We start from the raw sequence: 22,839 nt of genomic DNA on the forward strand, positions 1-22,839 counted from the left end.
GGCAACTTCATTAATCTATCACGTTTCAATTGTTTTCGTCAACAACTTTTTTCACAAATTGTTTTTCTGAAATAATCTTTTGCCGTGACAACGTTTATAACTATAATCTCTATTTACCACTTCGTCAATACAAAAAACAATAAAATTTAAAAAAAGATTTACTCTTCGTTTATAAGACGAAAAGTAAACCTTGATCACCTGTTTCATTTAAGACGAACGTAACCTGTCTTTTCAACCAACGCCTGACCATCATCGCTACCTAACCATGCTAGAAAAGCATCATATTGTTCTGCTTTTTCTTCCGTAGTGACTGCGTAGAATTCAGAGGTCAGCGGATAAGATCCGTCTTGAATCGTTTTAACAGTTGGTTCGATTCCTTCTATACGAAGTAACTTGATTTTATGATCATTCACCATTTCTGTCGCATAGTATCGGAATGAGAATCCAATCGCATTTTTATGATTTCGATACGATGAGGCTTGTTGAATGATTCCACCCATTCCTTCAGGGACATCTTCAACCGGTGCCGCCATCAACTTCCGTTCACCCATCATCTTTTGCAACGCTGTTTGACTACCGCTATCCTCTGGTCGTTGGAAAGCACGAATGGTTTCGGAGCTGCCACCGACCTCTTTCCAATTGCGAATATCACCCGCATAAATTCCACGGACTTGTTCCATCGTCAAAGATTCGACCGGATTATCTTCATGAACGAAGAAAACAAATGCTTCTCTACCAACAGGTGTCATATGTAGAGATACGTCCTTTTGCTTGGCGACTTGCAACTGACGATCGGACGGACCCGCTACAAAAATCAAGTCCGTTTGATTGTTCATCAATCGACTGTACGCTTCTGGCGTTGTTGTCGAGACGACTTTACTCACTTGATCATTATACGGGTCATATGTTCCGGAGTTTGGATACACAGCTTCGACGAATGAAGCATACATCGGGTAAAGGGCTGTCGCACCATCCAACCGTGGCACGCCGTTCACGAATGAAACGGATGTTGGATGATTCAATTTCGCCAATCGCTCCGAATTCGTAAACGGCTGATAGTCAATCAACTCTACACCACGCTCTTCGATTTTTAAATGATCTTGATACATGTAGTACCCTTTGACAGAAGCGAATACAAGAACACCTGATAAAACTCCCCAACCGAGGACCCGTTTCACTTTATGGTTCGTTAAAGGAGAAAAATCGTAAAGCCCCATACATACAATCAACAGAGCCGCCATATACCAAATCGTCCAAAGAATGGGGCGTCCTTGTGTGATTGGGTCTCCCATCGTAAAGAGAGCGACAACGACGGAAATCACAAACGTGACAAATAGAATGAAAATCGTTCCGATGCTAAACTTCAAAAATTTCATGCGACGTATCGTCTCCTCATCATGCTTACATACGTGGAATTAGGCAATCTCATAAAGTACTGCTTCTACTCCAACTCCCTTTGTCGGTCTCGTGACCGTACGAACATATCCTTTTCTCACTAAAAATCCGATGATACTTCCGAGGTCGACACGAAGCTCATTTAAGTTTGGATGATCCATCAATTCGGAGAACGTCCAAGCCCCCTCTTTTTCTTGCATCGTCTGAAGTAATAATAGTGTGCCGGGCAACACTTTTGATTGAATCAAATGCTCCATTCCAATCACGACAAGATGGATTCGTTGCTCAAGTGTCTCTTGTCCCCCGACAAGTTCTTCGTGCAGCTTATAAATTTCCAGATCGATTGCTCGGACTTGTTCCCACAAAACAATTTCAGGATGAATTCCAGCCTCTAGAATCGAAAGTCGCGCCAAGTGTGTGAGCGCATGGTGAATCTGGGTAAAGGCGTCTTGGAATTCGCCTTCTAAAAATAAGTAGCGACCATCTTCAAAACGACGCAATAGTTTCGCAAACGAAAGCGACAGTTGAAGACGTTGTTCTCTATTCGTCAAATTACGATTTCGTTGTCGCAATTCTAAGATGTATTCATTCCGTTCAAATAGAACAATTCCGTCTTCAATCCAATGAATCGCGCGTCGGTTTTCATTTAAGACGATCCATCTGTCCATCATCGAGTCACTCACGACGTGCAAGACGATTCTTTCTTGACCGACCTGATAATGTTTCACCGTCCAAAATGCATCCGGTCTCGCTTCAATGACAATGAGCAGACGGTCCGATTGATCCGTCAACGGATCACGTGCTCGTTTTTTCTTCACTTCAATAATTCCGAGTGTTGTTTTTAATGCAGCATATTCTGAATAAATAGTGCGAGTCGCATATTCCATCGTCATCTGGACCCCTTCTCTCCCAATCGTAAGTTGACTATATATGACGATTGTCATTTTCGATACGAACAAGATTCGCCCTCTTTTCAAAAAACTCCTGCCGAAAAAGTGCAGGAACTTCTCACCCGTTTGAAGATGAGCTATGATAGAGACAGACTATTGGAGGGATTCACTTATGAAAAAACGGGGGAACAAAATCAACCGTGCACGTAATATAGCATTACTCCTGATTTTTGGCGGAATCGGTGTCATGTATCTCGGACTTCTCGCCAAATCCATTACTTGGCTCATGATTATTTTTATGCTTCTTGGATTTATCATGGTGCTCGCAAGCTCTGCCCTTTACTTCATCGTCGGGATGGCCTCGACAAAAGCAATCATCGTCACGTGTCCGAACTGCGAAAAAGAGACGAAAATGCTTGGGCGCGTCGACTTATGTATGCATTGTGACGAACCACTCACAATCGACCGTTCACTTGAAGGCAAGGAGTTTGATGAAAAATATAACAAGCGTCAGTCAGAACAAACTGACTGACAACAAAAAACCACATCCGAATATTCGGATGTGGTTTTTAATGTGTTTGTGATTGCTCAGATTGGCAAGACGGGCACGTTCCGTACACTTCAAGACGGTGACGATCGACTTTGAACCCCGTCAATTGAGATGCGACCGATTCGATTTCATCTAATACCGGATAGTTGAAGTCGACGACCTTTCCACATGTGTCACAAATGATGTGATAGTGTTTCGACGTCACAAAATCAAAGCGACTAGAGGCGTCTCCGTAGTTCATCTCTTGAACGAGACCTACTTCTTTAAAGACGCGCAAGTTGTTATATACAGTGGCCACACTCATGTTTGGAAACCGTGCGGCAAGTGCCTTATAAATGTCATCCGCTGTCGGGTGACTGTGCTCCGTGACGAGGTACTCCAAAATGGCCTGGCGCTGAGGCGTCATTCTGACTCCATGTTCCCGAAGCGACTGAACAGCATGGTCAAGCATTTCGCTTCCCACGTCAATCCCTCATTTCTTCTATAAAATTCATGCGAAATAGTTTTGAACATTAACTTATTTCTTACATAGTAATCTTTATAAATAGTGTACTGATTTCTCAACTACTCGTCAAACACTGAGCTTATGCGGTTGACGGCTATGATACAATAAGTGCGAATTTGAATAAGGAGGCAATACATATGACTACTTCATCAAATCGTCAGTCATCCGATGCATTATACCAAGATGCACTCACTCACATCGTCGGAGGTGTCAACAGTCCATCCCGCTCATTTAAAGCGGTCGGTGGCGGCGCCCCTGTTTATATGGAACGCGGGGAAGGTGCCTATTTTTATGATGTAGACGGCAATCGTTACATCGATTATTTGGCGGCATACGGTCCGATCATTACCGGCCATGCCCACCCACACATTCACGAAGCGCTAATGAACGCTTCTTCAAAAGGTTTATTATACGGCACACCTCACCGTCTTGAGGTTGAGTTTGCGAAGAAACTAAAACAAGCCATCCCTTCTATGGATAAAGTACGATTCACCAACTCCGGAACAGAAGCCGTGATGACGACAGTTCGAGTCGCCCGTGCTTATACCGGTCGTGAACTCGTCGTAAAATTCAGCGGTTGTTACCACGGACATTCGGATCTCATGCTGATTGCAGCAGGTAGTGGTCCGGCAACACTCGGTTCACCTGACTCAGCAGGTGTGACAAAAGCCACAGCTAAAGAAGTCATCACCGTCCCGTTTAACGACGTCGAAGCATATCGCGAGATGATGAAGGAATGGGGAGACCAGGTCGCATGCGTGCTCGTCGAACCGATTGTTGGGAACTTCGGAATCGTAGAACCGAAGCCTGGTTTCCTTCAGGCTGTCAATGACATCACGCACGAACATGGTGCTCTCGTCATCTATGATGAAGTCATCACGGCATTCCGCTTCACATACGGAAGTGCCCAACAAGTATACGGAATCGAACCGGATATGACGGCACTTGGGAAGATTATTGGTGGTGGTCTACCAATCGGCGCTTATGGCGGAAAAGCCGAAATCATGGAGACGGTCGCACCGCTCGGACCTGCGTATCAAGCCGGCACAATGGCAGGAAACCCGGCCTCGATGGCGACAGGAATCGCGTGTCTCGAAGTACTTGAACAACCTGGCGTTTATGAAAAGTTAGACACACTCGGTGCACGACTTGAGGCAGGGATCCGTGAAGCAGCAGAGAAACATGGCGTGACCATCACGCTCAACCGTTTAAAGGGAGCGCTCACGGTATACTTCACAGATGAAATCGTCACTGATTATGAGGGTGCTGAAAAATCGGACGGTGAAAAGTTCGGACGCTTCTTCAAGTTGATGCTTGAAAACGGCGTGAACTTGGCTCCATCAAAATACGAAGCGTGGTTCCTCACAACAGAACATACGGAGCAAGATATCGACGAGACAATCGAAGCGGTCAACCGCTCGTTTGCACAGTTGTGAGAAAGAGATGCGTGAGCATCTCTTTTTTCTTTGTTTAAAAGGGGACATCTTCACCAAAAGTGTCTCTTTTTATTGAGCACCGTCCCCCATTACAGTAGAACCAAGGAGGTGCTCAGAATATGAATTTTAAGGATTTTCCATTAAACGTCCGCTTGCGACTCGTTTGCGGATTTTGCATTCGAATCGTTGGCTCTGCCATTTTCCCATTCATGGCGCTCTACTTTTCAGAAGAACTTGGCAAAGTGCCCGCTGGAATTATCATGACGTCATTCGTAATCGTCGGCTACTTGACCGGCCTATTCGGTGGGTACTTCTCCGATCGTTTCAATCGGAAGGTTATCTTACAAATTGGTCAGGTGATTCAAATCATCTGTTTTCTTGGTATGACCGTCGCCATTCACCCATCGAATAACTGGGCACTTGTCGTCGCCATCCTTTACTTCGGGCATGCCGTGTCGAACGGGTTGAACTATCCGGCACTCGAGACGATCGTCATCGATTCAATGGAAGAGTCGAATCGAAAAGCCATCTATGTATATGACTATTGGCTCGTCAATTTGGCTATCGCAGGAGGGGTCATGCTTGGAGGTGCCTTTTATCGAGACCATCGTTTCGCTCTCTTCATCGGCATGACAATCGTTCTTACCATCACGACGATTGTGCTTCAACGTTATTTGGTCGATACGTATAAAGGAAACCGTTCGACTCCATCAAATCCGATTCACGGGGTCATCGAAAACTATAAAATCGCGTTGCGCGATCGTCGTTGGATCACCTTCGTCCTCGGAAGTATGCTCGTCTTTTCGACCGAGTTTCATATGGCGAATTACATCGGTGTCCATTTAGCCGAGTCATTTGAAAGTCGACAAATTTTCGGAATACCATTTGATGGTGTTCGCATGATGGCTTTTATGCAACTTGAAAACACGTTGCTCGTCGTCGCCATCACGTTCGCCGTCACCGCATTCGTCAAGCGGTTTAAAGAGAAAGCCGTCTTCTTCGTCGGATTATCGTTGTACGTGACGGCCTATGCTGCCATCACATCGATGAATTCCTTCATCGTTCTCGCTGCACTTGCGATCATCTTTACGATTGGTGAACTTCTCTACTCTCCGATTCGACAAGTGAAACAAGTCGATTTGCTCGACCCCAAGCGACGCGCTTCTTATCTTGCATTCGGTGGCCTGACGTTCCATGGTGCCAAACTCGTCGCGGCAGCAGGTATCGTCGTCGGTGCGTTCATCGGTCCTATCTTCATGAGCGGGTATATCTTTATCTTTGGTGCCCTCGGTGCTTACTTGTATTATGTATCGCTATATAAGATGCAACCTGCTCGCCAACTCGCGGCTTGACGTTTAACATGAAGACAAAACGGTAAAACAGTACGATGAAGGAGGCGAAGCACTTGCCTGCGATTGTGTTATTCGATGGAGACTGCAACTTCTGCGATGCCAGTGTCCAGTTCATTATTCGTCACGACCGACATGCCTCGATTCACTTTGCATCGCTCCAAAGCGAAGTCGGTCATTCGTATCGAGCACGACACCGAATCCCAGAATCAGTCGACAGTATCGTCTACATTGAAGAAGGTGTCCCTTACTTGAAATCAGACGCAGCGATTCGGATTGCCGAGCACCTTGATGGCCGTTGGCGCCTGCTCCGGTTCATCCGATTCGTACCTAAATGGATTCGTGATCGCGGATATGATCTCTTCGCCAAACATCGGACACGTCTATTCGGGAAGAAGGAAGTGTGCACGCTCCCTTCCCCCGATGTGCGTAAACGATTTTTAGACCACTAAAAAAGTCGAGCCCTATAAGGACTCGACTTTTTCGTTACTCCACTACGGCTAAATCTTGAATCATATACAAATCATAATAGGCACCACGACGACGCATCAGTTCTTCGTGCGTCCCCGTCTCCATGATTTGTCCGTTCTCGACAACGACGATTTGATCGGCGTCGGTGATCGTCGACAAGCGATGGGCAACGATTAACGTCGTCCGCCCTTTCGTCAGACGAGCAAGCGAGTCTTGAATCATCGCTTCACTCTCTAAGTCGAGCGCACTCGTCGCCTCATCTAAAATCAATATCGGAGGGTTCTTCAAGAACACACGCGCGATTGCAAGTCGTTGCTTTTGTCCCCCGGAAAGTTTGACACCTTTCTCCCCGACCGGTGTCGCATATCCGTCTTGCAGTTTCGAGATAAACTCATGGGCGTTAGCCGCCTTCGCCGCTGCGATGACTTCTTCATCCGTCGCATCCGGATTCCCCATGCGGATGTTCATCGCGACCGATTCACTGAAGAGGACCGAATCCTGCATAACCATTCCAATCTGGTCACGGAGCGCACGTAATTTGAAATCACGTACATCGACCCCGTCGATTTTGATACTTCCATCCGTCACGTCATAGAAGCGTGGAATCAGACTGACCAGTGTGGACTTTCCGCCACCGGACATCCCGACGAATGCTACGCGTTCCCCAGAACGAATTTGAAGGTTCACATCGTTCAATGCTCGTGTTCCGTCTTGCTCATATGAAAAGCTCACATGCTCAAGATCGATTTTACCCGCTGTCGACAGTGGGACGAATCCGTTCGGCTTCTCCTCGATATCATATGTCTCATCCAAGAATTCAAAGACACGGTCCATCGAAGCGACCGACTGCGTGAGTGTCGTCGCCGAGTTGACGAGACGCCCGAGCGGCGCATACAGACGGTCAATATAAGCAATGAACGCGACGAGCGTACCGAGCGTCACCTGTTCTTGAATAACGAGCCACGACGCCGTTGTGAAGATGAGGATTGGCGCGATATCAGTGATGGTGGACACGACGACATACGTTTTGGCGTTCCAACTCGTATGTTTAAGCGCCGCATTCAAGAACCCGCCGTTCTGTTGTTCGAACGCCTTGTTTTCATATGGCTCTAGCGCAAAACTCCGAATAACCGCCATCCCATTCACACGTTCTGTCAAATGTCCCTGAAGATCAGCGAGCGCTGCCGAGCGTTCACGCGTCAAACGACGCAACCGTCCATAGAAATAACGGACCGCAAATGCATAGAACGGAAGTGGTAAGATGGCGATCAGTGTGAGTTGTGGATCAATCGTGTACATGATTCCAATAGCGATGAAAATCGTAATCATATCGAGCCAAATATTCATCAAGCCGGTGATGACGAAGTCTTTCGTCTGTTCGACGTCGTTGATGATCCGCGAAATGATTTGCCCCGTCTTATTGTTTGAATAAAAGCGAAGCGACAACTTCTGGACGTGATCGAACAGTCTGTTCCGTACATCGAACAAGACACGGGTCGCGGCCCACTGCGCCAAATATTGACGCAAGTATTCAATCGGCGGCTTGAGAACGAGAAAGACGAAGAAGACGATACTGAATAACCAGACAAGCGTCGTATAGTCCTGTCTCGGCGCATCATCACCTAAATAATTATCAATGACATATTTATAAAGTAACGGTAATCCGAGCGGAATCGAAAACTTTAAAATCCCGACGGAAATCGTTAGGGCAATTTGTTTTTTATAAGGCTTAACAAATTGCAGATAACGTTTAATACTACCCATAGTTCCTCCTTCATTAAGAAAAAAAGCGGAGATGAGGAATCATCTCCGGTAACGTGCTTCGTATTCGCGATACCATTCATCGACGAATGTTGGGTTGAACGGCCCTTTCCGTCCTCGAATCCAGTTGATCAGTTCTTGCACGTTCTGCTTCAAGATTCGATCAATCGCTTTCGGATAATTCATCTCGCGACGATGCCGCTCATATTCATCTTCATCTAAAATCGTATACGACATATCCGGGAACACCTTGATGTCCAAATCGTAATCGATGTATTTGATGGCACGTTCATCCCCATCAAATGTAGTCGGCGAACCTAGATTACAGTAGTAGTAAATCCCGTCTTCGCGAATCATACAGATGACATTGAACCAATACTCAGATGAAAAGTAGCAAATTGCCGGCTCACGCGTTCTCCATTGCCGACCGTCTGACTCACTGACCATGATGCGGTCGTTGAATCCGATCATATCCGTTTTTGACGACTGAAGGACGAGCGTTTCTTCCCAAACGCGATGCAAAGTTCCGTTGTGCTTGTAGCTCTGTATCTCGATTTTGCTACCTGCTTTGGGAAATAAGCTCATAAGCTCCTCCTTTCCGCTGTGATGCTATACAATTCTCATATTTAATTATAGCGACTTTCAGAACCAATGAAAAAGGAAATCTCTTATTTTCATGAATTTAGTGTTTTTTGGAAGGCCCGTGCCCGTTCCTGAAACATCGGACGAAGCACGAAATATTCGACGAGTATGTTCGGAACATAGCTATCGAACGTCACTTCGTCAATCATGACCGCCTTTCCGTCACGCGACTCGACTCGGTGCACGTGTGTGAACCGCTTGAACGGAAACGGCAGTGTCTTCCCTTGATCACAGAACGCCTGGTTTCCTGAAATCGTGATGGCACTATTCCAAGGCAATTCTATTGGACCGACCCCTATTAACAACTTCACTTCATTGCCTTCGACCGAGGCACCATCCCCCACTAGACGTACTTTAGGAAACTTTGTCAGCTTCGTCAAAAGCGATGCATCCTGTAATAGATCCCATAGCGTATCAATCGTCGTATCGTATGTCGACTCTACATCAAACCGTCTCACTTTCACCACCTGCCAATCGTTCTAGTTTTTGTTGAGCCACAGAAACCGTCTTCACCTCGCGCTCTGAGGCGTCTAACCAGACGACATCATCGGTCGGGAGCGTATCGACTCGATATAAATCGATATACCAGACGATATGGGAGAAGACGTGTTTCACTTGCCCGAGATAAGTTCCGTTTACCTGTTCCCCCGTTCCTCGTTCGGTAAGCGGATATTGCCACATCCCAGCGAGCAGTCCTTTTTCTGGTCGTTGTTCATAGGCGACTTTCCCATCTTTTTCGATACATAGCGCGTCATACATTTCGACACGTGCCGCTCCTTTTTTCGTTTTCACCGGCAGCTCATCTTGAACGTGGTGGGCATACGCATAACAGGTGTCTTGGACCGGACAAAGCGAGCACATCGGATTTTTCGGTGTACAGACCGTCGCCCCTAACTCCATGACGCCCTCATTAAAATCGGACGCATGTGTCGGGTTCATCAAACGACGAACGACTTGTTCAAACAGTTTACGCGTCTTCGGTACGGCGATATCGTCATAGATCCCGAATTGTCGGGACATGACACGCATGACGTTCCCATCGACTGCTGGTTCCGGTTGGTTGTAAGCAATCGACAACACCGCTCCCGTCGTATAAGGGCCGACTCCCTTCAACTTTTCGAAACGTTCCTTCTCTTCGGGGACGATGCCATCATAAACAGAAGCGACTTCTTTGACCGCCTCGTGTAAGTTTCGGATGCGGGAGTAATAACCGAGACCTTCCCAATATTTGACGACCTCCTCTGTCTCGGCGGAAGCGAGCGCCTCAAGTGTCGGGAAGCGTTCCATAAAACGGTTGTAATAAGGAATGACCGTATCGACTCTCGTCTGTTGTAACATCACTTCGCTCACCCAGACGCGATATGGATTTTTCGCATGACGCCAAGGTAAATCGCGCTTTTCACGATTGAACCACGTGACCAACTCCTCATTGAATTGATGAATATTATAATTTGTGAACAATTTATCAAGATTAAGCATTGTGTTTCCCCTCGTTTTAAAAATATTGTATGATAAATAGGAATAGATGACGTGATTTTGTATTTATTGATGGAGGTGCTGAAGCACATTGGATACTGCGACACACATTGGTATGGGACTTGGTTTAAGTGCCATCGCGACGCTCAGCCCGGAAGTGTCAGGTGATGCACAGATGTTTCTGGCCATGACAGCCACGGCTCTCGTCGGCTCGCATGCCCCAGACTTCGACACCGTCTTTAAGTTAAAAGGAAATAGTACGTATTTACGCCAGCATCGCGGTCGTTCACACGGAATCACCGCACTTCTTGCTTGGCCGATTATCGTCAGCGCCGTCATCGGTACGGTGCTTGGCGTCAATCCCGCCTCCCTATGGGTAATGGCTCAAATCGCCGTCTTGTTACATGTCACGGTCGACTTGTTCAATGCTTACGGGACGCAAGCGCTACAGCCGTTTTCGAAGAAATGGATCGGCTGGGGTGTCATCGGAACGTTTGATCCGTACTTGTTCTCCGCTTATTACGGTGCATATGCATTATGGATGATTACCGGTGCGACTGTCCCTATTTTTGCATTGCTTATTGCGCTTGTCATTAGTTACTATGCAATTCAGTTTAAATTGCGTAACCGTGCGCTCGCCACTGTGGCACGACACTTTGCTGGTGCACACGAATTATTCATCTCACCAGGAATCGGTTGGGATGACTGGCACGTTGCTGTTCGTTTCCGCGATGGGCTCGGAGCGGTGAAAGTGAAGAAAGGGAAAGTCATCGAGTGTGGTCGCTTCCGCGATAAACCGATGCCAGGGGAAGAAGACCTTCATTTCGTCGAAGCTCGGAAAAATGCAGATTTACAGGCGTTCCTCGAGTTTTCCAAAATTCACACGTATACTGTGACACGCCATAACGGAATGATTGAATACCGTTTCACGAACTTACGGTATTTCTCGAAAAATATGTATCCGTTCGTCGCTGTCGTCATCGTAGACGAGCAGTCGAATGAAGTCTTGTCTTCATTTACTGGTTGGGTATTCAGTGAAGATAGCCTTCAGAAAAAGTTAGTATATGAACAATAAAAAGAAGTGGATTCGATCGAATCCACTTCTTTTTATGCTGACATTTTCTGAACATTTTTTTCTCGCGGTTTTGTTTCCGGTAAAAAGAGACCAAAGATTATATACACTGAACAAAACAAGAAAAAGACAATCATCGATAGCGTATAGCCGAATTGACCGAGTGTATAACTCCAAGCAATTGTGAACAGTGTTTGTGTCGCATATGCAATCGCCCAAAACAGACCAAACAGTACAGTGATTTTCTGAGGTGTCATTCCTTTTCGTTCATGGGCCAAGTTCATGAATATTGGATATTGAACATACATCGCAAATCCTGAAAGAAAAGCAAATAGGTATGCTAATATCGGAAAAACATTTGCAAGAGCGACCGTAGCCATAAAACTCCCAATCATCATCACTCCACTGATCAAAAGAATTGGTTTTCGAGGCTTGCCTAAATTGCCAATCCATAGCCCGACAAATGTCCCAATAATCCCAGCCCCAGAGACGAACAAGTTCACGAGCGATCCATTCAGTTGCGTATACGTATCGAACACTGGTTTCAAACCAACGAGCGATAAAATATATAACGTCAAAAACCCACCGAATGCAATGGCATACGTCCATAAAAATGGATCACGGATGGCATCTACATAACCATAAGGTGTGTCGTCGGCAGTCGCTTCGTTTAATTCAAATTCTTCACTTACGACCATCCAAAGAATAAACAATACGGCTGTCAAACTTGCAAAAATCGTTAACGTCAGTTCCCAGTTTGCAATAAATTGATCGGCAAAAAGTGTGAACAGTACCGAAACGATAAATGCACCAACATTATATGAGACCGTGTTTAAGGCGTTGATTCGTAACTTTTCTGTTGGGTTCGTCACATATCGCGTTACTACGGGATTCATATAAACGATAATCATCGATCCACCAAGACCCATAACCATTCGAGCAGCCGTATACGCCCAATAGTTCGGTAAGTAGATGGCAACGATCGACATCATCAAAAAGAACAATGCCAAGAGCGGTGCTTTTTTAGGACCTAATTTAATGAGAACGAGTGCGGCCAGTATATTCGCAAAAACTCTTGCGGTCGTAATGGAATAATTTACGAGTTGAGAGATGAGCGGATCAACCGACTGATTTCCAAAAAAGTGTTGAGTGACTTGTGGAGTCAGTGAGGATCCTGCAACCCAGTTCATCGCAAATGTCGCATACGCGAACCAGAGAACCACCATCATGAAATATCCTTTTTTTGTTGTAGACATTCAGTACCCCTTCTTTTCCTACGCGTCAAATAGATAACGTATTTTACTTTGTTGACTGATTTGTCCACTGTAAGCGAGTAGTGTTATGAAGTAAAATACCTATTTTTTATAACTTGTATGAAAGAAAGGAATGGATTGAAAACGCCTCTACTCATAATGAAGAGAAGAGGCGAATGATTGTTAGGAAACAGATTCTGTAAATTGAAGTTCGAACTCAAATTTGACTTTCTTATCGACAAGGACGCCTCCAGCCTCAAGTGCCTGGTTCCACGTCAATCCATAGTCCTCTCGGTTAAGAGAACCCTCTCCTGAGAACGCGTGTTTCATGTTCCCCCATGGATCTTTTGCGCTTCCCTCATACTCCACTTCGAACGTTTCTTCCCGTGTCGTTCCTCGAATCGTCAAATCCCCTGTCAATTCAAACTCACCGCCACCTTTTGAGCGGAATGATGTCGATTGAAACACGATATGTGGATATTCTTCTGCATTGAAGAAGTCTCCTGAACGGAGGTGGTTGTCTCGATCCGAATTATTCGTATCCACGGACGCCGCCTGAATCGTCACTTTCACACTTGCATTTGCCAAGTCGTTCGGGTCCCCATTCGCTTCGATATCAAATTCTTTAAATTCGCCTTTCACCTTTGAAATCATCATATGTTTAACAGTAAAGGTGATGGAACTGTGCGCCGGGTCAACTTGATATGTCTTCGCCATGTCGGTTCACTCCTTATAGGTAATTAAATGATGTACACAATGTACTGATAACCACAAATCTTGACTTCAAAACATTTTTACAAAAGATTGACAAATTATTGTCAAAAAATTTTGACTTTTATCACAACGAACCGTTACGATTAATAAGGGAGTCGTTCGCTTACTTCTAAATGTAAGCGCATACATAACTCCTCTATCTCGTATGAAAAGGGAGGAACGAACATGATTTATGAAGTACCGAACTCAGCAGGAACGAAAGTACAGTTTAAGGACCGTTACGAAAATTTCATTAACGGAAAGTGGACCGCACCGGCTGGTGGGGAATACTTTGAAAACACATCTCCTGTAAATGGGAAAGTATTATGTGAAGTCGCCCGTTCAACGAAAGAGGATATTGAACTCGCATTGGATGCTGCGCATGCAGCGAAAGACAGTTGGGGAAAAACGTCCGTCGCGGAACGTTCTGTCATCTTGAATAAAATTGCGGATCGCATGGAAGAAAACTTAGAGATGCTCGCATACGCTGAAACGTGGGAGAACGGTAAAGCCGTAAGAGAAACGCTCAACGCCGACCTTCCGCTCGCAATCGATCACTTCCGTTACTTCGCCGGTGTGATTCGTTCACAGGAAGGCGGAATCAGTGAACTCGACAACGATACAGTCGCCTATCACTTCCATGAACCGCTCGGCGTCGTCGCTCAAATCATTCCGTGGAACTTCCCAATCTTGATGGCGGTATGGAAACTTGCTCCGGCACTCGCAGCTGGAAACTGTGTCGTCTTAAAACCAGCCGAACAAACACCTTCTTCCATCATGGTCCTTATGGAACTGATTGAAGATTTATTGCCACCAGGTGTCATCAACATCGTAAACGGTTTCGGTCTTGAGGCAGGTAAACCCCTCGCATCGAGTGATCGTGTCGATAAAGTCGCCTTCACGGGAGAGACGACGACAGGGCGCTTAATTATGCAGTACGCTTCACAAAACATCATCCCGGTCACACTCGAGCTCGGTGGAAAATCTCCGAACATCTTCTTCGCGGATATCATGGAAGCGGATGATGATTTCTTCGATAAAGCGATTGAAGGTCTCGTCATGTTCGCCTTGAACCAAGGTGAAGTGTGTACGTGTCCGTCTCGTGCATTAATCCAAGAATCCATCTATGACAAGTTCATGGAGCGCGTGCTCGAGCGCGTCAAAGCGATCAAACTCGGCAACCCACTCGATTCGGACGTCATGATGGGTGCACAAGCATCGAACGAACAAATGGAGAAAATCCTCTCATATCTTGAGATTGGGAAAGAAGAAGGCGCAGAATGTCTCATCGGTGGAGAACGTAACATGATGGATGGAGACCTCGCAGATGGATATTACATTCAACCAACTATCTTTAAAGGTCATAACAAGATGCGCATCTTCCAAGAAGAGATTTTCGGACCGGTCTTATCGGTGACGACGTTCAAAGATGATGCGGAAGCACTCGCCATCGCGAACGATACGCTCTACGGACTTGGAGCAGGCGTTTGGACACGTGACATGAACCGTGCCTATCGGTTCGGTCGTGAAATCCAAGCAGGCCGTGTCTGGATCAACTGCTACCATTCATATCCGGCACACGCTGCGTTCGGTGGCTACAAAATGTCTGGGATTGGACGCGAGAATCATAAGATGATGCTTGGCCATTATCAACGGACGAAAAACATGCTCGTCAGCTACAGCGAACAGAAGCTCGGGTTCTTCTAAGATGGTGAAACGAGTCGAGGCCACCCCCGCCGCGCTCGAACTGATCGAACGTCTAAAATCGAAACACGGTCCACTTCTATTTCATCAATCGGGAGGCTGCTGTGATGGAAGTTCACCCATGTGCTTTCCACGCGACGAGTTCATGGTGGGCGATCACGATGTGCTCCTTGGTGAAATTGGAGATACCCCATTCTATATCCACGAGAAACAATATGATTATTGGAAGCATACACAACTCATTATCGATGTGGTCGATGGTCGAGGCGGTATGTTCTCCCTCGAGGGTGTCGAAGGAAAACGATTTTTAGGACGTTCTCGAGTCTTTACAGAAGAAGAGCGTGAAGCGCTAAAGCATGAAATATAATCACGAGGACCCATTTCGATGGGTCCTTTCTCATTTCAAAAAAACGATTCTCCTCAATTGTAAAAAATATACATATATGATTGATTTCTTATGTATAGTGGAGAAAAAGGGAGGCATTCGATCGATGACTACATTACTCACCGAATTATTAGAGAATATATTGGTGACCTTGCTTGTGATCTTCACCCCGATTTTTCTCGTACTCGCATCCATCATCGTCTATAAGGTTAGACGCTACAAACGAAGTCAATACTATGAACAGACACGACATTCATATGTCAAAGTCATTCAAGATACAGGACTTTATGGTGAATATTTGTGTGTGGCAGACATCGAGTCAACATTCTTTCAACCACTGATTTTGACGAACCTCTATTTGCCACATCCCTCAAAGAAAGATCGAACAACAGAAATTGATGTCGTCTTCATCAATCAGGCTGGAATCCATGTCATTGAATCCAAAAATTATAGCGGATGGATTTTTGGGCGTGCACGTGACCAATACTGGACGCAGACACTTCCCCGTCGTAGAAAACATCGCTTTTTCAACCCAATCAAACAAAATGAATTACACCTGAAAGCCATTGAGCAAGTTCTCGGACTCGACCGAACACATCTCCATTCATGGATTGTATTCAGCAATCGATCTACACTGAAACAAATTGAGTCATCAGACGTTCCCGTTTTGAATCGTCAACAATGGGCTAAACAGTTGACCACCTACCAAGATTTCGTCTTCGACCAAGATGAACAAATACAATTATATGAGACCTTATTATCTTTCACACAAGTCGACGCAGCTATCATGATGAAACATGTCGAGGACATCGAATCAGCTTATAAGCGGTAAAAAAACATCCCCCACTCGTAATGAGTGAGGGATGTCTTGTCATTTACTCTGCATTTTAAAGCGCAAATACAATTCGTTATAGTAAGCGTTCATCCGCTTTCCTAAGTTTTCATATACTTCAAGTTCTTGCGTCACTTCGCGAGATGGGTAGAACCGCTCATCTGATGTGACTTCTTCATCTAAAAACTCGAGTGCCGCTTCGTTCGGAGTCGAATAGCCGACATAGTCCGTATTACGGGCTGCAATCTCGGCATCTAGCATGAAGTCGATGAATTGATGCGCACCGTCCACATTTTGTGCCGTGCTCGGAATGACGAGGTTATCGAACCAAAGATTCGTCCCTTCTTCTGGAATGACATACGTTAGTTCTTCATTTTCGTACATGATTTCCGACGCATCTCCAGACCACACGACAGCCGCTGCCGCTTCACGGTTTGCCATCAACATTTTGATTTCATCCCCGACAATCGCTTTGATGTTTGGCCAAAGCGTTTCTAACTTTTGTTCTGCTTCAATCAACTCATCTTTATTCGTCGTATTGAGCGAATAGCCAAGCGAGTTCAAGCCAAAGCCCATCACTTCTCGTGTTCCATCTGCAAGAAGGATGTCATTTTCAAGCGGCATCTCCCACAAGTCATTCCACGATGTGATTTCACCATCGACCATTTCGGGATTATAGACAATCCCGACCGTTCCCCAGAAGTAAGGGACCGAGTACTTGTTACCTGGGTCAAACGATTTATCGAGAAAGCGTGGATCGATGTTATCGAAATTCTCAAGCTTCTCGTAGTCGATTGGAAGCAACAAATCCTCTTCAATCATCTTACTAATCGCATAGTCTGACGGTACGGCTACATCGAACGCCGTACCCCCTTGCTCAATTTTCGTGAGCATCGCCTCGTTCGAATCGAACGTCTGATAGACAACTTTTAGTCCACTCTGTTCTTCGAACTCACCGATCAAGTCCTCATCGATATAGTCTCCCCAGTTATAGACGACAAGCGTATTGTCGCCACCAAATCCTTGCGCAGCATTCAACTGCTGAATCCAAAGAAGGAGACCGAAGCTGACAATCAACGGAACAGCCAGCATGATGATTAATTTTTTCATCGTCTAACCTCCTTTGCTCCTCGTTGCGCCAACACATAATATCCAATGACAAGGATGAGAGTGAAGACGAACAAAATCGCAGATAACGCGTTGATTTCAAGCGAGATTCCTTGACGAGCCCGCGAGTAGACTTCTACTGCAAGTGTCGTGAACCCATTCCCTGTCACGAAGAACGTGACTGCAAAGTCATCTAACGAATACGTGAGTGCTGTGAAGAATCCAGCGAACACACCTGGTGTGATATACGGGAGAATGACTTTCGTCAACACATCCCATGTACTTGCCCCTAGGTCACGCGACGCATCGATCAACGTCGGGCTCATCTCTTGAAGTTTCGGCAACACCAAGATGACGACAATCGGAACCGAGAACGCGATGTGCGACAAGAGAACCGAATAGAAGCCTAACTGAATGCCGAGCATCGTGAAGAGAATCAAGAACGATGCCCCGATGATAACGTCCGGACTGACGATCAAGACGTTGTTCAAAGACAACAGGGATGTCTTCGTATACTTTTGTTTCGCCGTATAGATGGCGAGCGCCCCGATGACACCGAGCACGGTCGAAATTGTCGCCGATAATAGGGCGATGACAATCGTGTTCAAGACGATGACGAGAAGTCGCGTGTCCGTGAAGAGTGACTTATACCACTCAAGCGTGAATCCTTCAAAGTTACTCATCGTTCCGCCACTGTTGAACGAGTAGAAGACGAGATATAAGATTGGCGCGTATAAAATGAAGAACACGGCCGCCAAGTATAGGTTTGATAGTTTGAATCGTTTACGTTTCATCGACGGACCGCTCCTTTCGCACCCCAGTCACGCGTGATGACCATGACGAGAACCATCGCCAAGATCAAGAAGACGGCAATCGTAGATCCCATCCCCCAGTTTTGCGTAACGAGGAATTGTTGTTCAATCGCCGTACCGAGCGTGATGACACGGTTTCCTGCGATCAGGCGTGTAATCATGAAGAGTGACAACGCCGGAATAAAGACAATTTGAATCCCTGACTTGACGCCGTCAAGCGTCAACGGGAAGATGACACGTCGGAACGTCGTCCAGTTCGATGCACCTAAGTCGCGTGATGCATAGACGAGAGATGGTGGTAATTTTTCAATTGCGTTGTAGATTGGCAAGATCATGAACGGAATGAAAATGTATACCGAGACGAAGACGAAACTGAAGTCCGTGAAGAGAATCTGCTTCGTTCCAATTCCAATCGCCTCTAAAAACTGATTCGTAATGCCGTACGTTCCAAAAATCCCGAGGAACGCGTACGCTTTTAATAACAAGTTAATCCATGACGGAAGCAAGATGAGCAAGAGCCAAAGCTGTTTATGCTTCGTCTTCGTCAACAAATACGCCGTCGGGTACCCGACGAGTAGTGAGAAAAACGTAATCAGGAACGCGTACCAAAATGATGATAACGTCATCGACAAGTATGTCGAAGAGAAGAACGTCTGATAGTTCTCTAAACTCAAGTTCCCGTCGATATCAAAAAACGAGTAATAGACGACGAGGACGAGTGGCGCGACGACGAATAAGGCAATCCAAATCCAATATGTCGTCAAATATACCGTCTTTGCGGTCTGGTTAGTTTGATTCATGAGGAACCTCCTCATAGGATTCGAGACGACGGTCGAACTCTTCTTCTGTCTCTCCTAATCGCATGACGTGAATCGCTTCCTCGTCAAACGTCAATCCGATTTTTGATCCGACGGTCGACTTCTTCGTCGAGTGAACGAGCCACTCGTTCCCTTCTTGGTCGTAACAGCAAATCTCATAGTGAACGCCGCGGAACAGTTGTGAATCAACATCGACAATCAGTTTCGCAGAATCGATGGATGTCATCTCCAAGTCTTCCGGACGAATGATAACCTCGACTTTTTCGTTACGGTCAAACCCTTGGTCGACGCAATCGAACGTTTTGCCAGCGAACGTGACGACATTGTCTTCTGGCATGACACCCGGTACGATATTCGATTCTCCGATGAAGTCCGCGACGAATCGGTTAATCGGTTCGTCGTAAATATCAGTCGGTGTCCCGCTCTGAACAATTTTCCCGTTGTTCATGACGAAAATCTCATCGGACATCGCGAGCGCTTCTTCTTGGTCGTGTGTGACAAAGATGAAGGTGATGCCGAGACGTTGTTGCAACTCACGTAATTCATATTGCATTTCTGTACGAAGTTTCAAATCTAAGGCAGACAACGGTTCATCGAGGAGGATGACCTCTGGCTCGTTCACGATTGCGCGGGCGATCGCGACACGTTGACGTTGTCCTCCTGACATCTCATCGATTTCGCGCGAACCGTATCCTTCTAAGTTAACAAACTTGAGCGCCTGCTCCACTTTTGCTTTAATGTCTGCTTCTTTCAACTTTTTAATACGGAGACCAAACGCGACGTTTTCAAATACGTTCAAATGCGGAAACAGCGCATAATCTTGAAACACGGTGTTCACTTGTCGTTTGTTGGCGGGTACATCGTTGATTCGCTTCCCACTGAAGTGAATATCACCTTCAGTCGCGTCGGTAAATCCGGCAATGAGACGCAGGATTGTCGTCTTCCCACATCCCGATGGACCGAGAAGCGTATAAAACTTCCCACGCTCAATTTCAAAACTGATATCTTCTAGGACGACAGTGTCGTCGTAACGCTTTGACACGTGGTCAAAACGAATAATTGTCTCTGCATTCATGCTGTTTCCTCCTCTATTGACTTATAAATAAGAATGGGTCGCTACGATGAGACATTCACTTTCGCCATCGTGATCGTTGACGAGTTGGTGTGAATCCGAGGCGACATAATACATTGTTTCCCCTGCTTTAGCGAAATAAGTGTGATGACCTAACTTCAGCGCCACTTTGCCGGACAAGACGTATACCAATGTCTCTGAACGGGAAGGTTCATATTGCTTAAATTCTCCGTTTTTGAAAAATGTGACGAGAATCGGCTCCATCTCTTTTTCATTTGATTCTGGAATGAGCCACTCCGTCCGATATTTTCGTTCCTCATCCGTATACGTGGTGCGGTCATCGACGGTGTATACGACCTTTTGATTCAAATCTTCATCGAAGAACTCTTTTGGTGAACTTCCAAGGACGCTCAACAAATCAAATAACGTCTCTAATGAAGGAGAGCTTAAATCACGTTCGATTTGAGAGATGTATCCTTTACTCAAATCCGTACGCTCCGCTAACTCCTCTTGGGTCAATCCTTTTTTTATCCGGAGTCGCTTAATGTTTTGACCTACTTCCAACGACTGAACGCCTCCTTCTAGTTTAGTGAAACATGAGTTCAACTAAAGAAAGTTTATCTATACTATACTTACAAGCAAACTATTAGCGACCTTCATTATAACGAACTGAATGAGAATTGCAAATAAAAAATCACGCCGCAACGGACGTGATTCAATGTAAATTTCGTTTTGACATCAAGTGCTTAAACTTCTCGTTCTTCGTTTGGAACAAATGGAGCTGTGCGCCGTATGCATCAATCTGTTGAATGACATATTGAAACGCTTTCGCTTCTCCTGGAAACGGTTCGCCTGCCTTGGCGAGTGACGTCTCAAAGTCTTCCCATAGCACTTCGACCCATGTGATCGCTTCCGAATCGTTTAGCACGTCATTCTTCTCTTTTAGAATGGCCGCAAGTCGCTCATATTGTTCGTTTCGGTTCATCGTTTCACCTCCGACAGTTCAGAGAGTGGGATGGCCCGTTCAGTCATGTCCCCTTCAAACGTACCCCAACCCATGACGCCATTGACGAATTTCAAACGGAACGGTTGGTCGTTGTAGTTGACGACATATGTTTCACCGGGACGAAACGATGTCGGGTCGACCAAATAACTTTCGGCAATCGCAATCCGTCGAAGGACAACTTCGATTTCGCTGACCATACCCATCTGTTCAGCCTTCCGCTTTCTCTCATGTAATGCTTGAATCTCCTGCTCTAACTCATATTTCGATAAGTCACTTAACCGCTTTTCCATTTCGTTCACCTCGATGTAAGCGTATCAGATTTTGCGAAAAAAAGAAAAAGGCGAGACTGAGTGAAAACCCACTCAGTTCGCCTTGAAGTTGTACAACGGTTTGATGACTTGGTCGATGCTGACCGCCGGTTCGATGTAACGGACAATCTCTTTCATCGATTTGTAGACGAATGGTGACTCATCCACGGTAGACGGTCGAACCGATGTCGACCATACGCCTTCCATCGTACGTTTGAATTCTTTGAAGTCGACGCGTTTGCGCGCGGCTGAACGGGACATGATCCGACCTGCCCCGTGAGGACCAGAGAAGTTCCAGTCAGGGTTCCCTTTCCCCGTACAGATGAGCGAACCGTCTCGCATGTTCATCGGAATGATGACACGCTCTCCTTCTTGCGCGGAGATGGCTCCTTTACGCAGAATCATTGCGTCATGGTCGATATAGTTGTGAACGGTGTCGAATTGATCGACGACGTTCCACTTCATCGCTTCCACAATCACATCCGTCATCGCTCGACGGTTCGCTGCTGCGTATTGTTGGGCGATTCGCACGTCATGCATGTAATCGTCCATATCCTCCCCTTCGACATAAGCCAGGTCACGGAATGGTTTCCGCGCTTCACGTTCCGCTTCCAGATACGTCGAGATGTCTTGCTGCCGTCCAGCGGTCTTCAAACGCTCGATTGCTTCTTTTACATCGTTCGTTTCCATCATGTGTTGAATCGCGCGCTCTTGATAATGGTCGGCAATCTGTACCCCGAGATGGCGCGAACCCGAATGAATGACGAGAAACGTACGTCCCTGGTCATCCCGGTTCACTTCAATGAAATGGTTCCCCGAGCCGAGCGACCCGACCGAACGCAAGGCGCGGTCGAGTTTATACGGCGCTCGAACCGCTTCAAGCGGAAGTTCAGACGCGTACGGATGAACCGTCTCGCGAATGTTCATCCCGCTCGGTACAAGTTCACGGATCACGTCATCGAGTCGCTGAAAGTCGATTCGTTTGGCTTTGATTTCAGTACAAAGCATCCCACATCCTAAATCGACACCGACCAAGTTCGGTACGACTTTATCGTGAATCGTCATCGTCGTGCCAACGACTGACCCTTTCCCAGCGTGCATATCCGGCATGATACGAATCGATGCCCCTTCTGTGAACGGTTGGTCGAGAAGGGTTTGAATCTGATTCCGCGTCATGTCATCGATACGTTCATTGAATACTTTGGCGCGGTTATATTTCCCCGTGATTTCCATGTGACCTCC

At 46.2% G+C, this 22,839-nt stretch carries 25 protein-coding genes; 8 read left to right on the top strand and 17 right to left on the bottom strand.

Annotated features, from left to right (window positions below; genetic code table 11):
- Window positions 1-203: 203 nt before the first annotated feature.
- Both PJK55_RS12260 and PJK55_RS12265 read right to left on the bottom strand, forming a co-directional pair.
- On the bottom strand, window positions 204-1,376 hold the full coding sequence (locus PJK55_RS12260) for a PstS family phosphate ABC transporter substrate-binding protein (protein WP_271305988.1): 1,173 nt from the start codon (window positions 1,374-1,376) through the stop codon (window positions 204-206).
- Between the two features lie 39 nt (window positions 1,377-1,415).
- On the bottom strand, window positions 1,416-2,354 hold the full coding sequence (locus tag PJK55_RS12265; RefSeq protein ID WP_271305989.1) for a nucleotidyltransferase-like protein: 939 nt from the start codon (window positions 2,352-2,354) through the stop codon (window positions 1,416-1,418).
- Between the two features lie 103 nt (window positions 2,355-2,457).
- On the opposite strand from PJK55_RS12265, the gene PJK55_RS12270 reads away from it, so the two are divergent.
- Window positions 2,458-2,817: a YgzB family protein gene (locus PJK55_RS12270; protein ID WP_251127031.1), complete on the top strand. Its 360-nt coding sequence runs from the start codon at window positions 2,458-2,460 to the stop codon at window positions 2,815-2,817.
- A 37-nt stretch (window positions 2,818-2,854) separates the two neighbouring features.
- Here PJK55_RS12270 and perR read toward each other — a convergent pair whose 3' ends face one another.
- On the bottom strand, window positions 2,855-3,286 hold the full coding sequence (gene perR, locus PJK55_RS12275) for a peroxide-responsive transcriptional repressor PerR (protein WP_031421138.1): 432 nt from the start codon (window positions 3,284-3,286) through the stop codon (window positions 2,855-2,857).
- 191 nt (window positions 3,287-3,477) lie between these two features.
- Between perR and PJK55_RS12280 the strand changes: the two genes are divergently transcribed.
- The 3 genes from PJK55_RS12280 (at window position 3,478) to PJK55_RS12290 (ending at window position 6,577) form a co-directional block, all read left to right on the top strand.
- Window positions 3,478-4,776, top strand: coding sequence for a glutamate-1-semialdehyde 2,1-aminomutase (locus PJK55_RS12280; RefSeq protein ID WP_271305990.1), 1,299 nt, complete (start codon window positions 3,478-3,480; stop codon window positions 4,774-4,776).
- Between the two features lie 119 nt (window positions 4,777-4,895).
- Window positions 4,896-6,128: an MFS transporter gene (locus PJK55_RS12285; protein ID WP_271305991.1), complete on the top strand. Its 1,233-nt coding sequence runs from the start codon at window positions 4,896-4,898 to the stop codon at window positions 6,126-6,128.
- 53 nt (window positions 6,129-6,181) lie between these two features.
- Window positions 6,182-6,577, top strand: a complete 396-nt coding sequence (locus tag PJK55_RS12290; protein ID WP_214750060.1) for a thiol-disulfide oxidoreductase DCC family protein — start codon at window positions 6,182-6,184, stop codon at window positions 6,575-6,577.
- 34 nt (window positions 6,578-6,611) lie between these two features.
- On the opposite strand, the gene PJK55_RS12295 is transcribed toward PJK55_RS12290, so the two are convergent.
- From PJK55_RS12295 to mutY, 4 genes are all read right to left on the bottom strand, one after another.
- Window positions 6,612-8,360, bottom strand: coding sequence for an ABC transporter ATP-binding protein (locus PJK55_RS12295; RefSeq protein WP_224863224.1), 1,749 nt, complete (start codon window positions 8,358-8,360; stop codon window positions 6,612-6,614).
- Between the two features lie 39 nt (window positions 8,361-8,399).
- Window positions 8,400-8,942 carry a nucleoside tri-diphosphate phosphatase gene (ntdP, locus tag PJK55_RS12300; protein ID WP_015880896.1) on the bottom strand — a complete coding sequence of 181 codons (543 nt, stop codon included), beginning with the start codon at window positions 8,940-8,942 and terminating at the stop codon, window positions 8,400-8,402.
- Between the two features lie 89 nt (window positions 8,943-9,031).
- On the bottom strand, window positions 9,032-9,457 hold the full coding sequence (locus tag PJK55_RS12305; protein WP_271305992.1) for a hypothetical protein: 426 nt from the start codon (window positions 9,455-9,457) through the stop codon (window positions 9,032-9,034).
- Window positions 9,444-10,478, bottom strand: coding sequence for an A/G-specific adenine glycosylase (mutY, locus tag PJK55_RS12310; protein ID WP_271305993.1), 1,035 nt, complete (start codon window positions 10,476-10,478; stop codon window positions 9,444-9,446). The genes PJK55_RS12305 and mutY overlap by 14 nt, the downstream gene beginning before the upstream one ends.
- Window positions 10,479-10,566: 88 nt before the next feature.
- On the opposite strand from mutY, the gene PJK55_RS12315 reads away from it, so the two are divergent.
- Window positions 10,567-11,550: a metal-dependent hydrolase gene (locus PJK55_RS12315; protein ID WP_026826711.1), complete on the top strand. Its 984-nt coding sequence runs from the start codon at window positions 10,567-10,569 to the stop codon at window positions 11,548-11,550.
- Window positions 11,551-11,582: 32 nt separating this feature from the next.
- On the opposite strand, the gene PJK55_RS12320 is transcribed toward PJK55_RS12315, so the two are convergent.
- A complete protein-coding gene (locus tag PJK55_RS12320; RefSeq protein WP_271305994.1) occupies window positions 11,583-12,803 on the bottom strand; it encodes an MFS transporter in 1,221 nt (406 codons plus the stop codon).
- A 180-nt stretch (window positions 12,804-12,983) separates the two neighbouring features.
- Window positions 12,984-13,517 carry a YceI family protein gene (locus tag PJK55_RS12325; RefSeq protein ID WP_271305995.1) on the bottom strand — a complete coding sequence of 178 codons (534 nt, stop codon included), beginning with the start codon at window positions 13,515-13,517 and terminating at the stop codon, window positions 12,984-12,986.
- Between the two features lie 222 nt (window positions 13,518-13,739).
- Between PJK55_RS12325 and adh the strand changes: the two genes are divergently transcribed.
- From adh to PJK55_RS12340, 3 genes are all read left to right on the top strand, one after another.
- Window positions 13,740-15,260, top strand: coding sequence for an aldehyde dehydrogenase (adh, locus tag PJK55_RS12330; protein WP_271305996.1), 1,521 nt, complete (start codon window positions 13,740-13,742; stop codon window positions 15,258-15,260).
- Between the two features lies 1 nt (window position 15,261).
- Window positions 15,262-15,624: a DUF779 domain-containing protein gene (locus tag PJK55_RS12335; protein WP_214785663.1), complete on the top strand. Its 363-nt coding sequence runs from the start codon at window positions 15,262-15,264 to the stop codon at window positions 15,622-15,624.
- A 124-nt stretch (window positions 15,625-15,748) separates the two neighbouring features.
- Window positions 15,749-16,474, top strand: a complete 726-nt coding sequence (locus PJK55_RS12340; RefSeq protein ID WP_271305997.1) for a nuclease-related domain-containing protein — start codon at window positions 15,749-15,751, stop codon at window positions 16,472-16,474.
- Between the two features lie 39 nt (window positions 16,475-16,513).
- Here PJK55_RS12340 and PJK55_RS12345 read toward each other — a convergent pair whose 3' ends face one another.
- From PJK55_RS12345 to PJK55_RS12380, 8 genes are all read right to left on the bottom strand, one after another.
- Window positions 16,514-17,584 carry an ABC transporter substrate-binding protein gene (locus tag PJK55_RS12345; protein ID WP_214822244.1) on the bottom strand — a complete coding sequence of 357 codons (1,071 nt, stop codon included), beginning with the start codon at window positions 17,582-17,584 and terminating at the stop codon, window positions 16,514-16,516.
- Window positions 17,581-18,375, bottom strand: a complete 795-nt coding sequence (locus PJK55_RS12350) for an ABC transporter permease (RefSeq protein WP_074033109.1) — start codon at window positions 18,373-18,375, stop codon at window positions 17,581-17,583. Before PJK55_RS12350 ends, PJK55_RS12345 begins: the two co-directional genes overlap by 4 nt.
- Window positions 18,372-19,193 carry an ABC transporter permease gene (locus tag PJK55_RS12355; RefSeq protein ID WP_074033108.1) on the bottom strand — a complete coding sequence of 274 codons (822 nt, stop codon included), beginning with the start codon at window positions 19,191-19,193 and terminating at the stop codon, window positions 18,372-18,374. The genes PJK55_RS12350 and PJK55_RS12355 overlap by 4 nt, the downstream gene beginning before the upstream one ends.
- A complete protein-coding gene (locus tag PJK55_RS12360; protein ID WP_214785666.1) occupies window positions 19,180-20,286 on the bottom strand; it encodes an ABC transporter ATP-binding protein in 1,107 nt (368 codons plus the stop codon). The genes PJK55_RS12355 and PJK55_RS12360 overlap by 14 nt, the downstream gene beginning before the upstream one ends.
- Window positions 20,287-20,307: 21 nt before the next feature.
- Window positions 20,308-20,847 carry a helix-turn-helix domain-containing protein gene (locus tag PJK55_RS12365; protein WP_214747136.1) on the bottom strand — a complete coding sequence of 180 codons (540 nt, stop codon included), beginning with the start codon at window positions 20,845-20,847 and terminating at the stop codon, window positions 20,308-20,310.
- 151 nt (window positions 20,848-20,998) lie between these two features.
- Window positions 20,999-21,268: a YfhJ family protein gene (locus PJK55_RS12370; protein WP_271305998.1), complete on the bottom strand. Its 270-nt coding sequence runs from the start codon at window positions 21,266-21,268 to the stop codon at window positions 20,999-21,001.
- Window positions 21,265-21,579, bottom strand: coding sequence for a YfhH family protein (locus tag PJK55_RS12375; RefSeq protein WP_074033104.1), 315 nt, complete (start codon window positions 21,577-21,579; stop codon window positions 21,265-21,267). The genes PJK55_RS12370 and PJK55_RS12375 overlap by 4 nt, the downstream gene beginning before the upstream one ends.
- Before the next feature lie 72 nt (window positions 21,580-21,651).
- Window positions 21,652-22,830, bottom strand: coding sequence for an RtcB family protein (locus PJK55_RS12380; protein WP_271305999.1), 1,179 nt, complete (start codon window positions 22,828-22,830; stop codon window positions 21,652-21,654).
- Window positions 22,831-22,839: the final 9 nt, after the last annotated feature.

Origin of the sequence: Exiguobacterium sp. MMG028, assembly GCF_027947425.1 — a bacterium.
In the GTDB taxonomy this organism is placed as follows: Bacteria; Bacillota; Bacilli; order Exiguobacteriales; family Exiguobacteriaceae; genus Exiguobacterium; species Exiguobacterium aestuarii_A.

Coding starts and splice junctions, on each gene's coding strand:
- PJK55_RS12260 (WP_271305988.1), bottom strand. CDS start 1,376: ATGAAATTTTTGAAGTTTAGCATCGGAACGATTTTCATTCTATTTGTC.
- PJK55_RS12270 (WP_251127031.1), top strand. CDS start 2,458: ATGAAAAAACGGGGGAACAAAATCAACCGTGCACGTAATATAGCATTA.
- perR (WP_031421138.1), bottom strand. CDS start 3,286: ATGCTTGACCATGCTGTTCAGTCGCTTCGGGAACATGGAGTCAGAATG.
- PJK55_RS12280 (WP_271305990.1), top strand. CDS start 3,478: ATGACTACTTCATCAAATCGTCAGTCATCCGATGCATTATACCAAGAT.
- PJK55_RS12285 (WP_271305991.1), top strand. CDS start 4,896: ATGAATTTTAAGGATTTTCCATTAAACGTCCGCTTGCGACTCGTTTGC.
- PJK55_RS12295 (WP_224863224.1), bottom strand. CDS start 8,360: ATGGGTAGTATTAAACGTTATCTGCAATTTGTTAAGCCTTATAAAAAA.
- ntdP (WP_015880896.1), bottom strand. CDS start 8,942: ATGAGCTTATTTCCCAAAGCAGGTAGCAAAATCGAGATACAGAGCTAC.
- mutY (WP_271305993.1), bottom strand. CDS start 10,478: ATGCTTAATCTTGATAAATTGTTCACAAATTATAATATTCATCAATTC.
- PJK55_RS12320 (WP_271305994.1), bottom strand. CDS start 12,803: ATGTCTACAACAAAAAAAGGATATTTCATGATGGTGGTTCTCTGGTTC.
- PJK55_RS12325 (WP_271305995.1), bottom strand. CDS start 13,517: ATGGCGAAGACATATCAAGTTGACCCGGCGCACAGTTCCATCACCTTT.
- adh (WP_271305996.1), top strand. CDS start 13,740: ATGATTTATGAAGTACCGAACTCAGCAGGAACGAAAGTACAGTTTAAG.
- PJK55_RS12335 (WP_214785663.1), top strand. CDS start 15,262: ATGGTGAAACGAGTCGAGGCCACCCCCGCCGCGCTCGAACTGATCGAA.
- PJK55_RS12340 (WP_271305997.1), top strand. CDS start 15,749: ATGACTACATTACTCACCGAATTATTAGAGAATATATTGGTGACCTTG.
- PJK55_RS12345 (WP_214822244.1), bottom strand. CDS start 17,584: ATGAAAAAATTAATCATCATGCTGGCTGTTCCGTTGATTGTCAGCTTC.
- PJK55_RS12350 (WP_074033109.1), bottom strand. CDS start 18,375: ATGAAACGTAAACGATTCAAACTATCAAACCTATACTTGGCGGCCGTG.
- PJK55_RS12355 (WP_074033108.1), bottom strand. CDS start 19,193: ATGAATCAAACTAACCAGACCGCAAAGACGGTATATTTGACGACATAT.
- PJK55_RS12360 (WP_214785666.1), bottom strand. CDS start 20,286: ATGAATGCAGAGACAATTATTCGTTTTGACCACGTGTCAAAGCGTTAC.
- PJK55_RS12370 (WP_271305998.1), bottom strand. CDS start 21,268: ATGAACCGAAACGAACAATATGAGCGACTTGCGGCCATTCTAAAAGAG.
- PJK55_RS12375 (WP_074033104.1), bottom strand. CDS start 21,579: ATGGAAAAGCGGTTAAGTGACTTATCGAAATATGAGTTAGAGCAGGAG.
- PJK55_RS12380 (WP_271305999.1), bottom strand. CDS start 22,830: ATGGAAATCACGGGGAAATATAACCGCGCCAAAGTATTCAATGAACGT.